9 protein-coding genes and 1 tRNA gene are annotated in these 13,935 nt (G+C 34.3%); 5 read left to right on the top strand and 5 right to left on the bottom strand.

The window, feature by feature from the left end; translation table 11 throughout:
• Nucleotides 1-490: 490 nt before the first annotated feature.
• A tRNA-Glu gene (locus BBBE_RS03855) sits at nt 491-565 on the bottom strand.
• Between the two features lie 1,014 nt (nt 566-1,579).
• Between BBBE_RS03855 and BBBE_RS03850 the strand changes: the two genes are divergently transcribed.
• Together BBBE_RS03850 and glpX are read left to right on the top strand one after the other, a co-directional pair.
• Nucleotides 1,580-2,896 carry a homoserine dehydrogenase gene (locus BBBE_RS03850; protein ID WP_010701287.1) on the top strand — a complete coding sequence of 439 codons (1,317 nt, stop codon included), beginning with the start codon at nt 1,580-1,582 and terminating at the stop codon, nt 2,894-2,896.
• A gap of 167 nt (nt 2,897-3,063) precedes the next feature.
• Complete coding sequence (gene glpX, locus BBBE_RS03845; protein WP_010701286.1) at nt 3,064-4,053, top strand: class II fructose-bisphosphatase; 990 nt, start codon at nt 3,064-3,066, stop codon at nt 4,051-4,053.
• Between the two features lie 115 nt (nt 4,054-4,168).
• Here the strand turns inward: glpX and BBBE_RS03840 are convergent, their stop codons facing one another.
• The 4 genes from BBBE_RS03840 to BBBE_RS03825 all read right to left on the bottom strand — a co-directional run bounded on the left by BBBE_RS03840 (nt 4,169) and on the right by BBBE_RS03825 (nt 11,635).
• A complete protein-coding gene (locus tag BBBE_RS03840) occupies nt 4,169-5,272 on the bottom strand; it encodes a branched-chain amino acid aminotransferase (protein ID WP_010701285.1) in 1,104 nt (367 codons plus the stop codon).
• Nucleotides 5,273-6,018: 746 nt separating this feature from the next.
• Nucleotides 6,019-8,472, bottom strand: a complete 2,454-nt coding sequence (locus BBBE_RS03835) for an SPOR domain-containing protein (RefSeq protein WP_010701284.1) — start codon at nt 8,470-8,472, stop codon at nt 6,019-6,021.
• A gap of 172 nt (nt 8,473-8,644) precedes the next feature.
• Nucleotides 8,645-10,402: an arginine--tRNA ligase gene (argS, locus tag BBBE_RS03830; protein ID WP_010701283.1), complete on the bottom strand. Its 1,758-nt coding sequence runs from the start codon at nt 10,400-10,402 to the stop codon at nt 8,645-8,647.
• Nucleotides 10,403-10,432: 30 nt separating this feature from the next.
• Entirely contained in the window at nt 10,433-11,635 is a 1,203-nt protein-coding gene (locus tag BBBE_RS03825) for a deoxyguanosinetriphosphate triphosphohydrolase (RefSeq protein WP_010701282.1), read from the bottom strand.
• A gap of 107 nt (nt 11,636-11,742) precedes the next feature.
• Here BBBE_RS03825 and BBBE_RS03820 point away from each other — a divergent pair, with 107 nt between their 5' ends.
• Genes BBBE_RS03820 through BBBE_RS03810 form a run of 3 tightly spaced genes read left to right on the top strand, consistent with a single transcriptional unit; the run spans nt 11,743 to nt 13,930 of the window.
• Nucleotides 11,743-12,066 carry a HesB/IscA family protein gene (locus BBBE_RS03820; protein WP_010701281.1) on the top strand — a complete coding sequence of 108 codons (324 nt, stop codon included), beginning with the start codon at nt 11,743-11,745 and terminating at the stop codon, nt 12,064-12,066.
• A gap of 59 nt (nt 12,067-12,125) precedes the next feature.
• Nucleotides 12,126-13,094: a carboxypeptidase regulatory-like domain-containing protein gene (locus BBBE_RS03815; RefSeq protein WP_192812756.1), complete on the top strand. Its 969-nt coding sequence runs from the start codon at nt 12,126-12,128 to the stop codon at nt 13,092-13,094.
• Nucleotides 13,095-13,141: 47 nt separating this feature from the next.
• Nucleotides 13,142-13,930, top strand: a complete 789-nt coding sequence (locus BBBE_RS03810) for a cytochrome c biogenesis CcdA family protein (RefSeq protein WP_010701279.1) — start codon at nt 13,142-13,144, stop codon at nt 13,928-13,930.
• Nucleotides 13,931-13,935 lie beyond the last annotated feature (5 nt).

Raw genomic sequence — 13,935 nt, 5'->3', positions numbered from 1 at the left:
GTAATGGGTGTAAAAATACCTTGCGATTATACTTGATGTATTCGCTACTCTTTTGGAGATTTTAATGAATATTTGTCAGATTTGGAAAAAAGTTGAACAACACAAAACAGACAGAGGAAGCTTTAAAGGTAGTAACAAAAAGACTGAAAATAAAAGATCAGATTAAAAGAAGAGTAATGCTGATGCGCGCTCTGATCTTTCTAACTGAGTGCGTGACAAATGAAGATGTTTTTTGTGTTGGATGGTTGCAAGTGTATTTAGATAGGTAGGATCATAATGAGATCAATTTAAGCTTAACAAGAGACATTTTTAAGTATGATGAGAATGAGGAATATTTGTATAAGTAGAAAACCAATCAAGAGTTCGAGGTGATTTTGGTACATTTTGTAAAGTTAAGTTGGAAAATTCCACTCCCTAATCGTATTATTTTATCCCTATCTTAAAAAAAGAATAATAGAATTAGATAGATATAGGTAAGGTTAAGAATAAATGGTACGCCCAAGGGGAATCGAACCCCTGTTTCCGCCGTGAAAGGGCGATGTCCTAACCGCTAGACGATGGGCGCAAACCAGTGATGAGGCTTATAGAGAGGATCTTTTTACTTCGCAACCCCTCTATGAGTGATTTTTTAAAAAAAACACATTTTATTGAATTATTTTGAAATATATATGTTGGCGTAATTTAAGTTATTCCACAAAATATTAAATGAGAAAATCTGATAAAATAATTAAAAAATTGGTAAAAACCTTAGCATTAGCAGCAATAATAACCAAATGAAATTTTGTTATTTCCAATTTCGGTAAATAAATGAGAATAGTGAAGATCAGTAATTTTGATACCTAAATTTTTTAGTGTTATTTTATTGAGTGGCTAGGGAAGGTGACATAATGAAGATTTCCTTTACTTGCAAAAAAGCTTCACAAAACGATGGATATCCGTACTTTTTGATAAAATCAAAGTTATTAGGGAGCAATTAATTAAGATGCGACGACAACTTCTTATTAATTAACTAAAAAAGATGTATACATACGAAAGCTACTTTTTAAAATACAAATCGTAGATTTATTAAATCTAATAAAAATAAGAAAATGCGATGTTATGAAGTTGAAAAAAATTACATCAAATTGTACGATCGGAAATCGATAATTATTTAAACCCAGAGCATTATTTTGGGGGTAATTTATTTATTAATTTCAAGCTTTCAGATATTTAACGCGGTATATAAATGTTAAATTTATATCAGGATTTAAAGCCTTTTAAGTATTAGAGCGCAGGGCGGAATTTTAATCTTGGATATATAAATAACAACTGCTTTATATGTGTGACCTTACTTAAATTATACAGCATTTGTGCGTCTATGCAAATTATGGTTTTTAAATTTATTCTTTGAAGATGCTAATTTTGTATTTCTCATAGTTTTTCAATGTTTGATTAAATGAGCGGATGTTGTTGTCATTTTGAAGGTAGGAGTGTAATAGTACGTATGTATTCGTTGCGAAGGAACGTAATTTGCATCAAGAGCAAATGTTATGTCAAATATTTTTCAATAAAGATAAAAAATCAGCAGGCAGTTTAAATAATGGCGGAAGCTTTGAGGGTTGGAATTGGAGGCCTTGGAACAGTCGGTGCTTCAGTTGTTCGAATTTTACACGAAAAGGCAGATACTTTAATTTGTCATTGCAGACGACCAATAGAAGTTGTTGCAGTTAGTGCACGCGATAAAAATCGTGATCGTGGGATTGATTTGAGTCATGTTAAATGGTTCGATTCACCTATTCAGATGGCTTCCTCTAATGAAATTGATGTTTTCGTTGAGTTGATTGGTGGTGAGTTAGATGTCGCGCATGCTTCAGTTGAAGCAGCACTTAAGGCAGGACACCATGTTGTTACTGCCAATAAGGCGCTGTTGGCCCGACATGGGGTGGCGCTTGCTGTTCATGCAGAAGAAAAAGGCGTTTTTCTTAATTTTGAAGCTGCTGTCGCAGGTGGAATTCCTGTTATTAAAGTAATGAAAGAATCTCTTTCCAGTAATTATGTATCGCGAATTTATGGAATTCTTAATGGGACCTGTAACTATATATTAACGCGTATGTTTACTGAAGGTCTTTCATTTAAGGATTGCTTGGCAGATGCACAAAAACTTGGTTATGCTGAGGCTGATCCGATTTTTGATATTGAAGGTCACGATACCGCTCATAAGTTAGCTTTATTAACAAGTTTAGCATTTGGAACTGCCATTTCGTTGGATGATATTTATGTTGAAGGAATTAGTAATATCTCGCAAGTTGATATCCGTGCAGCTGATGAATTGGGTTATCGTATTAAACTTTTAGGAGTTGCGTTAAAAACTGATACAGGAATCGAGCAACGTGTTCATCCGGCAATGGTGCCCACATCATCGGTGATTGCACAGATTCATGGCGTCACTAATGCACTTGCTATTCAAAGTGATTTATTGGGTGAGTTACTTTTTTCTGGTCCTGGTGCTGGAGGGGCAGCAACAGCTTCAGCGGTTATTGGGGATTTAGCTGACATAGCAAAAGCTCATCCTGGTTTTCAATATGGATCTGTTTTGGGACGGCCAGCATTAGCGCTTACTCCTTATAAAAAAGCATGCATTGCTACCCATGCAGGTGGTTACTTTATTCGTTTGAGTGTTCATGATCGTGCTGGTGTTTTTGCGACGGTTGCAAAGCATATGGCTGATCATGACATCTCATTGGAGTCAATTGTTCAGAGGTCTTTTGTAGAAGGTCAAATTGGGGGAACAAAAACAATTATTTTAGTCACACATGAAACAACAGAAACAAACATACAACAAGCGCTTGCAGGAATTGCAAAAGATGGTCATCTTGTTGCGAGATCTCAATTCATTCGCATTGAACGTATGACATAAAATTGCGAAGGTTTATTTTATATGACCCTATTTACTTTATAATAATTAAAGCGAAAATTTGATTATTTTTTGTAGAAGACTTTTATTTTTACGAAAAAGTTTTATTGTTAATATTTAATAGTGGATGCTAATGTTTTTAGCTAATACTAATTGGTAGGATTCTTTATATGCCCAAAGTGACTCAAAATATCTTAACTGGATTTGATCGTATTTTAACGCTTGAATTAGTTCGTGTGACGGAATGCGCTGCTGTTGCAGCTGCGCGCTTACGAGGGCGTGGTGATGAAAAAGCAGCTGATCAAGCTGCTGTGGATGCGATGCGTCACGAACTTAATCGTTTACCTATTGATGGTACGGTTGTGATTGGTGAAGGTGAACGCGATGAAGCTCCTATGCTTTATATTGGAGAAAAAGTAGGGCTTCGCACTGGGCCGGAAGTTGATATTGCACTTGATCCACTTGAGGGAACTACAATTTGCGCTAAAAATTTAGCTAATTCGCTTGCAGTAATTGCGATTGCTGAAAAAGGTAATTTGCTTTACGCTCCGGATGTTTATATGCAAAAAATTGCTATTGGTCCTGGCTATCCGAAGGGTTTAGTTGATATAGACGCTGAGCCTGCAGACAATATTTACGCTCTTGCAAAAGCTAAAGGAGTGAATGTTGATCAAATTACTGTCTGCATTATGGATAGACCTCGTCACAACGAATTGATTGATAAAGTACGTGCAACTGGTGCGTCGATCTATTTGATTGGTGATGGTGATGTTGCTGGCGTTATTCATACAACTGATCCAGATGAAACGGGTATTGATATTTACATGGGTATTGGTGGAGCACCAGAAGGTGTGTTAGCTGCGGCGGCTTTGCGTTGTATTGGTGGGCAAATGCAAGGGCGTTTAAAACTTGATACAGAAGAAAAAATTGCACGCGCTGCCAAAATGGGAATTAGTGATCCGAATAAAGCTTATACAATGGAAGAGATGGCAAAGGGTGATGTCTTATTTGCTGCAACGGGTGTGACTGATGGCAATATGCTTTCTGGTGTTAAATTTACACGCAATTATATTCAGACAGAGACTATCGTAATGCGTTCATGTACAGGCACAATCCGTAATATCAAGACACAACATAAAAACCAATTAAAATTTAACTGATTTTTTGTCCTTTTTCATTGTTGTTTTTAAGAAATAAAGCAAGCTTTTTAGGAGGTACATTCTTATAAAATTTTAAGAGTGAATGTTAAATATATTCTCTAGTTTTTATGAATTTTTAAATAAGTTGAACAGGGTGCACCCAACCATTTTTATCTTCTATATTTCCTTTTTGAATGTTAATTAATTGTGCGTGAAGTTTTGCTGTAATATTACCAATTGTTTCATTCCCAATGGCAAATTCTCCCCCTTTATATTTAAATCGTCCAATTGATGTGATAACGGCAGCAGTACCACAAGCAAAAGCTTCTTTAAGTTTACCATTTTTAGCGTCTTGTTTTAAAGCTTCAAAAGAATAAGGGCGCTCTTCTATTGTTAAATTCATTTGTTGTGCTAACTTCAAAATTGAATCACGCGTTATTCCTGGAAGAATGGTGCCATTTAGTGCCGGTGTTATAAGAGTATTATTTTCCATAATAAAGCAGATATTCATACCACCAAGTTCTTCAATCCACTTATGCTCAACCATATCAAGGAACAATACTTGACTACAATTATTTTTAATTGCATTATTTTGTGCAAGTAAACCTGCTGCATAATTTCCACTACATTTGGCAGATCCCGTACCACCTGGACCAGCGCGGCTATATTCTGTTTCAAGCCATACGCTAACGGCTTTTTCTCCTGTAAAATATGACTCAACTGGAGATGCTATGATACAAAAAATATATTCTCGAGAAGGACGGACTTTTAAGAAGCTTTCATTACCAAACATGAATGGACGTAAATAGAGACTACCATTTGGATGGCCAGAAACCCACTTTTGATCAATCTTCACCAATTGATTAATGGCATCTAGAAAGATATCTTTTGGTAGTTCAGGCATAGCTAATCGTTTGGCAGATTCTGCAAAACGTTGTGCATTGGCATCAGGACGAAATAATAAAATACGTCCATCTTTTGCACGGTATGCTTTCAAGCCTTCAAAAATTCCTTGAGCATAGTGCAAAACGGTACTTGCAGGATTAATCTCTAGAGATTTGTACTGAGAAATAATGGCATTGTGCCAACCTTTTTCTTCAGTCCATTGAATAACACCCATATGATCTGTAAAAAATTGACCAAAACCAGGATTTTTTAGAATTTCTTCTCGTCTTTCATTTGATAGAGGTGACGGATGTTGTTCTATTTTAAACGGGAGAGACGATGTGAAAGAAGTCATAAATGAAACATTCTGAGATTTATGTTTTATTTGTATATATTTTTACTGAGAAGATAACGAGATACTTCAATTACAACATTATGATTAGCAATTCTTTAGTGTCAATGTTTTTATTGTAGATGTGAGATTATTCTTAAATGCCTTTTGACTATGTCGGAGTTTTTAATTTAAGGATTTGTCAAAAGGTTTAAAATTTTTAGTAAGTATTTATTGTCCTTCTGAAATAAGAAACTGAATAACTATACGTACGCATATTCTTTAAATAGTTTAACATAGAAAAATAAAGAAAAGAATTTATAATGATTAATTGAATTCATTTATATATTTGAAGAAAGTGTAGAACTGTAAATTAAATGAAAAATAAATAGTAGGAATTTTACTTAATAGAGGTTTTTGGCTGTTTTTGTATTTGTTATTTTCTTGTTTTTACTTTTAAATTTTTTACAAAATCACAGAAACGAGCCTTTATAAAGTAATGCTATGGAATTAAATTAAGGAAAAGAGTTAAAAAGAGTATTAAAATATAACATCTCTAATATTTTAAGAAGTATATATCGCCATCATATTTTACGATGAAAAATCCCTTAAATGAAATAACTTAACCTACTATAACTAAAAAATAAATATTATTTAACAGATAATAAATTATCGCCTCATACAAGGTTAGTATCTAAAATTAATTAATAATTAAATTAGCAAAAAATAAAAAAACATAGCGATGATTTTAAAGCTATTACTATATTTATTTAGCGTGTGACAAGACAATTTCCACCAGAGTTTTTGATGTTTTCGCAAAGGCTTATAGCTTCATTGCGATTTTGAGTTTGAACACGGATACGATAATAGGTCCCTTTTTCTGGTATAAAAATAGATTGAACATTGAAAGGACGTTCACCAATAAGAGAACCAAATTTAGACTTTAATTTTCTTAAAGAATCTTCAGCTAATGCAGACGTTGGATGCGATGCAAGTTGTACATAATAGCTTTCTGAATTTTGTGTCGTTACTTGTGCTGATAGATTTGAATGATCACCACTATGTGTTTGCGTAGTTGAATTAGGTTTTACAGATAAAGGCACTGGTATAAATGATTTTTCAGTTTTTTCTTCAGTTCTAGGAATAGAAGGGCTTTCATCAGGAATAAAAGAATCTTCATTATCAGGGATAGAAGCATTTTCTGCGATAATTGCATCAATATTTGTTGTGATGTCACCTTCTGTTTGATTATCATTGATGTTAGACGATTGCACGGAATCTGCGATGTCATCTTGATCTTGATGTTGATCAGCAGACTGATTAATTATTTCAGGTTGATTAGTAGGGGCTTCAGAATGGTCTGTGAGCTTTTCATTTGCCTGATGAGCTGGAGTAAGTACCATTGTACCATCTGCTTTTACAATAACAGTTTGAACTTCTCGTGTTGGTACAGTATGGTCGAGAGCTTCTGTGATTGCATCTTCAATTTCAATATTAGGTTCTTCATGAGAAGAAGCAAGAGAGGTATTTTTAAGTATTTCCTCATTTTTGGGTTCTTTCTCATTTTCAGATGCCTTCTTATTTAATGCTGTTAAATTTTCAGGCATTTCAGAACTGTCAACAAGAGGCTGTTGTGTACTTTCTTGTATTTCATTTTTATTGGTTTTTTGATTATAAATAGTTAAATCATGAGTGACATTATTTTCAGTTTCAGTTGTTTCTGGTTTGACTTTAAAAGGTGTGTTATCAGCATGGATAATGAGCGGACTGTTATTTTCACTTGGTGATGTAAAAAAGCGAGAATAACCAAAAACACTAATTGCAATTAGAACAAAAAGAATAATACCTCTAGTGAAGTTTTTTCTAATAAAATTTTTCGAAGATGAAGTTACCAATACGTGAGTGGGCACTTCGCCTGCAGATTTATGTTGCGAATTATTGGCAGGAAGAGAGGAAGATTGTTCTTTGTTTCCAACAGGAGAATAATTAGCACTGTGTTGCGAGGTGTTTATGGATGAATTTTCCTCTGAGTCTTGCTTAGTATGATGAGAAATTTCGTTGAAAGAATCATTTTGTTGTTGCTGCAAAAAATCTTCTGAAGAGATATTTCCTACATTGAATACCTCAGAGAATTCTTTTTGAAGACTATCAGCAGATACATCGTATTTGGGAGCCTCATAGAGAACTTTTGAAGCCATAATTAACTCAGTTTTTTCTACGATTTCATCTGCGAATTTATAAGTGTCAACTTCTGGAGGAGGATTATCAGTGTGAGGATAACCGTGTACAAAAAAATTCTCTGTTTGTGTAGTACTAAGGGGTTCTGATGAGGTTTGTGTGTCATTTAAATTATTTTGATTATGCTGTATCTCATTCATACTGTTTTTATATGAGATATCTTCAGTAGTGTTTATATTGTTTTGAGTATATTGAGTTTGAGCATCTTTATATTCTACAGTTTTTAAAGTGTTTTCTTCTTGTTTTAAGAATCCATCATCATAATGATTATTATCTAAATTTTGTTGATTAACCCGCAGCTCATAAGGAGAATTTGTAGGTGTGTGGTAGGCGCTTTGCTTACCATCATAATTTGATTGTGTATCATTAGTTTTTTGTTGTGCATTTTTTTGTAAAAAAACTTCAGTGTCTTCATGCGCTTTTCTAGTAACTGTATTCTTATTTTGTTTATCTATTTCATCAAGAAAAAAATTTTCTAAGTTAGTGTTAAAATCATCTGTTTCAAAAAAAGGATCATTATTAGTTGATGCCGCTTTATCTTGCATTCCTTCATTTTTGGGGATGGGTAATGGGGAAAGCGCTTCTAAGATTTGTTCTTCGTCATTATGGGGGGGATAAGCATACATTCCTTCAGAAAAAGAACTGTTTTTTTCTGAGCGATCAGGAGTAAAGGGGGGTGTATCCATTGAAGTTGGATTGTTAACATTTGATTGTAAATTCCATGACTCATTTTGACTGTCAAATAGCAATTCACCCACTGAATCATTTTCAAAATTATCTTCTAAAAAGGAAAGATCAAAATCATCATTTTGGAATGGAGTTTGAGGTATTGAATAATCAGATTCTACCGAAGAGTGAGTATGATGAGAATTTTGATTTATGTTTTGTGTGTTTGAATTAAAAATTTGCGTAAACTCCTCCACAAAATCATGTTGTTCATGATCTTGTTTTTCTTCCTGCAAATTTTTGCGATTATTATCGCTCATAGGTTTTCTCACGTGATGATCTGCAATTGAATGCAGTGAACTGTTAATTTAGATTTATTATGTTTGGAATTATAAAATTTTCATCTTTCGATCAAAAAAATGCATTTTATAACAGAAGTATACAAAAAATATTTTTAATAAAAAATCCATTTTATATCTTTGTAGAACTTTTTCAACGCATTTCTGTTGATGCTTTTATTCCCACAATTTGAAGTCCTGATGATAAAACATTTATGACAGCTTGAATCAAACCCAATCTGGCCAACGATAATTCTTTATCTTTAAGTTTGGTAAAGCGTAACTCAGGATTATCATTACCTTTATTCCAATGTCCGTGGAAGTTTGAAGCAAGATCATAAAGATAAAATGCTAATCGATGTGGCTCTTTATGAATTACTGCTTGTTCAATAATACGTGGATATTCAGCAAGTTTACGTATTAATGATATTTCACTATCGTTTATTAATTTGTCAAGATAGGGAATCATTATCTTATTTGAAAGATTATCGATATGCAGGCTTTCTAGTGCTTGACGAAAGACTGAGTGACAACGTGCACTTGCGTATTGCACATAAAAAATAGGATTATCTTTTGATTGTTCTGTTACTTTTGTGAAGTCAAAATCAAGAGGTGCTTCACATTTACGGTAAAGCATCATAAAACGCACTGGATCACGACCAACTTCTTCTACAACATCGCGCAAGGTAATAAACGCCCCCTCTCTTTTAGACATACGTACAGGTTGACCATTACGATAGAGTTTCACTAATTGACATAAAAATACAGCTAGTTTAGCTTTGTCGCCAGAAATTGCTTTTGCTACTGCTTCTAATCGTTTTACATATCCGGAGTGATCTGCACCTAGAATATAAATCATTTCGTCGAAATGACGATTGAATTTATCGCGAAAGTAAGCAATATCAGCGGCGAAATAAGTATAAGAACCATCAGATTTAATCAAAACACGGTCTTGGTCATCACCAACATCAGTTGAACGGAACAAGGTTTGTTCACGTGGCTCCCAATCTTCTATGACTTTTCCTTTTGGTGAAGACAGTATACCTTTATAGATATAACCATTTAAAGTGAGGTCATTAATTGCACTGCGAATGGCTTGTGCATTATCAGCATAGAGCATTCGTTCGGAAAAAAAAACGTCATGATGAATATTCAATGCAGATAAATCATTGCGAATCATAGTCATCATTGCGTCAATTGCACGCTCTTTTACTATAGATAAAGCTTCAGACTTATCTATAGTAAGTAATTGTTCACCAAATTCTTGAGCAAGTGATTGCCCTAATGGTATCAGATACTCACCAGGATACAGCCCTTCTGGAATTTCATTAATTGTTTGCCCAAGCGCTTGGCGGTAGCGCAACAAAACAGAATGCGCTAGTACTTCAACTTGCCCACCAGCATCGTTAATATAATATTCTTTAGTGACATTATAGCCAACAAATTGAAGCAAATTAGAAAGAACATCTCCAATAACAGCACCTCTGCAGTGCCCTACATGCATTGGTCCTGTTGGGTTTGCAGAAACATACTCAACATTGATTCGTTTACCTTGCCCTATTTGGCTACGACCGTAAGCTATACCTCCTTCAATTATTGATTTTAGTACATCTTGCCAAAATGATTTGGTCAATTTGATATTGATAAATCCAGGACCAGCAACATTAATACATTTAATAGATTGATCATTTTTTAGAAGTTCTATAATTTTTTCTGCGAGTATACGTGGGTTAAGCCCGACAGCTTTTGCAAGCACCATAGCTGCATTTGTTGACAAATGACCATGCGAAGAATCTCGTGGGGGATCAACGGTAACTTTTGATAAATCTAAAGTTTCTCTATTTTTTCCTTTTATATCAGATAATTCAATTAATTCTTTAATTTTTTTTTCGAAACTTTTAAAGATATTCATGTTCTAATTCCATATTACATTCGAAATCAATTAAACGAAATCATCTGTATGGTCAAATAATCGGTGGTATTCACGCAAAGCGTAGTGATCGGTCATACCTGATAAAAAATCAGCAATGAGACGTGCCAATTCCTGATTTGTTAAATGAGTTATTTTGTTGCACCAGTTTTCAGGCATAAGTTCTGGATTTTTATAATAACAATCAAATAATTTTTGTATAATGCGTTTTGCTGCATTTCGGCGTGTGAGGACTTGGTCATGATAGTAAAGATTTTTAAATAAAAAATCCTTTAACTGTTTTTCTTGGATAACCATTGTGGGAGAAAAGGTAACAATAGTTTGTCCTGCTTGATAAATGTCATTTACGCTTTCAGGTTTTATAAATGCTAAGTTTTTTTGTGATTGTTCAATAACATCCTCAACCATAACTGTTATCTGTCTGCGCACTAGTTCATAGCCACGCTGAGTTTGATCAAGCTGTGGGTATTCTTGTTCGATATTGTGTAATAATGAAGCAGTTAGCGCAATATTTTCGAATTGATTAATTGTTAAAAAATGTGCCCGTAAACCATCATCAATATCATGAGCGTTGTAAGCAATGTCATCAGCAATAGCAGCACATTGCGCCTCTAATCCAGCAAAACAGTCAAGTTCAAGATCTTGTTGTGCATTATATTGCAAAATATCTATAGGGACATTTTTATTTGAAGAATGAGGGCCGAAAAGAGGTCCATTATGCTTCACAAGTCCTTCAAGTGTTTCCCAGGTGAGATTTAGTCCATCAAAGTTTGCGTAACGGTGTTCAAGCTTTGTAACAATACGTAATGCTTGTGCATTATGATCAAAACCACCATAAGGTGCCATTGCCTCATTAAGGGCATCTTCTCCTGCATGCCCAAAAGGTGTATGCCCAAAGTCATGCACAAGAGCAATGGCTTCGGCAAGATCTTCATCGAGATATAATGCACGAGCTAATGTACGCGCGATTTGGGAAACTTCGATCGAATGGGTAAGGCGAGTGCGATAATGATCACTTTCATCGGCAATAAACACTTGAGTTTTATGTTTAAGACGTCGAAATGCATTAGAATGGATAATACGATCTCGATCTCGTTGAAAAGATGTGCGTGTGGCGCTTACAGTCTCATTAAATAATCTGCCACGGCTTTTTTGTGGATTTGTGCTATATATTGCTCGAGATTGGTAATTGAAATTGGTATTATTAATATCCATTGCAAGTTATCCATTCTCACCTTAAATTTAAAATCAGTTTGTTATTAACAGGCTTTTATCTGTTTAGGATACGCTTCCTCGACAGTTTAATGCAAGAGTGTATAAAAATGAGTGTAAAAATATCAGATTTTGCTGCTAAACGGATTGCACAGATACTTTCGAGTAAACCCGATAAAATAGCATTACGAATTTCTGTTGAAGGCGGTGGATGTTCGGGCTTTTCATATAAATATGATTTAGTTTCTGAAAGTAGGGAGGATGATCTCGTTGTAAAAAAAGATGGTGCAGTTATATTGATTGATTCACTTTCTCTTCCTTTCATGAAAGGGGCAGAAATTGATTTTGTTGATAATCTCATGGAGCAATCTTTTCAAATTCATAATCCCAATGCTGCTTCATCATGTGGTTGTGGAATTAGTTTTTCAATTTAGACTAGTTTTCTCTGACATTGCTTCTTGAAAAGATTGTTGCTTTAGTCAACAATGGAGAGATGAGCATATTTACAAAAATATTACGTCAGACTTTCTGGTTGGCTATAATACTTATTTTGTTGATTTGGGATGGTAGTGCATTTTCTGAGGAAAAAGAGCTCCAAAACTATCAACATGAGGAGCCAATAACTTCCGTTATACATTCTGAAAATCATGAACAAGAAATTTTGCATTCTCAGGCCAAATTAACACTCTATGCTCGGTTAACTCGTAATAGTAAAAATATTACAAAAGGATTAGTATGGCGTATTTATGCACCTGTTTTGGGAATTGATAATAAATTACCTCTGATTGCGATTTTTGAGGGTGGTACTGCACATTTTGATTTAGAGGCGGGGAGTTATCTTGTTCATGTTTCATTTGGTCATGCAAGTATGGTAGATCGGATAAATTTAGAAAATGGACAAGAGCTCGTCAAAGATTTTAATCTTAATGCTGGTGGTATTGTTTTTAATAGTACATTACTTAATGGAACGGTTAACGAAAAGGATTTGTATTTTACTATCTATAAAGATGCAGAGGAAAATGATGATACAGGCATTATCTTATCAAATGTGAAACCTCAGTCGATTGTGCGCTTGAAAAATGGTCATTACCACGTTGTTTCTCATTATGGTTCAGTGAATGCTATAACACGTTCAGATATTCAAGTAGATGCGGGCAAAATTATTGAGGTAACCTTTCAACATCAAGCAGCTCAAATTGTATTAAAGTTGGTTCGTCAAGAAGGGGGAGAGGCATTGGCAGATACAAGTTGGTCGATTACTAATGAGTCTGGTGATATTGTTTATGAAACAGCCGGGGCTTATGTTTCGCTTGTATTGGCCGAAGGTGATTATATTGCGATTGCTAAAAATAAAGATCAAATTTATCAAAAGGTTTTTTCGGTAGTTTCTGGTCGAGATGAAGATATAAATATTATAGCAAATACTCAAAATATACAGAAATTTGATGAGTCGATGAATTGATTATCATTTGTGAATATAAATTATAATTTGAGAATAGGTATAAAATTTTGGTCTTGGAATTTTCAATATTAAGTGTGTTTTTTGCCGGTGCATTATCTTTTTTATCACCGTGTGTTTTGCCGTTAGTTCCTCCATATTTATGCTATATGGCGGGTATTAGTGTTGAGGATTTTCGTTCAGAAAAGGAGAATGAAAAAGGATCTGTACGCTTGGCACTTTTATCTTCTGTTTTTGCTTTTGTATTTGGGTTTACAACCATTTTTGTTGCTTTAGGGGCAAGTGCAAGCACAATTGGTAAATTCATTGGTTATTATCGTGATTGGTTTGCTATTGTTGCTGGAATTATTATCATTATTTTTGGTTTAAATTTTTTGCATGTTTTTAAAATTAATTTATTATCTCGAGAGGCACGCTTTCAAACACGTAAAATTCCTACAGGCCCTTTGGGGGCTTATGTTATAGGTTTAGCTTTTGCGTTTGGTTGGACACCATGTATTGGCCCAATCTTAGGGCCTATTATAACACTTGCAGGAACAAAAGAAACTGTGGGAGAAGGGGCCATCCTTTTAGGATTTTATTCGTTAGGTCTTGCAGTACCTTTTGTATTGGCAGCTTTATTTTCAAGCAGCTTTATGAAATTTTTGGGAACTTTTCGTGTTCATTTAGGGAAAGTTGAAAAAATTATTGGTATTTTTTTAGTTATCACAGGTATTTTATTTTTGACAGGCTATATTCAGAATTTTTCATTTTGGCTTTTGGAAAGTTATCCTTTACTGAGTAATATCGAAGCTATCAGTTGGCATGATATTTCTCGTTGGTTTAGCTTTTTTCGTTAATTTTT

The organism is Bartonella bovis 91-4, assembly GCF_000384965.1.
Lineage (GTDB): Bacteria > Pseudomonadota > Alphaproteobacteria > Rhizobiales > Rhizobiaceae > Bartonella > Bartonella bovis.
Note: the sequence above shows the minus strand (reverse complement) of the source record. Positions and strands in the feature narration are given on the sequence as shown.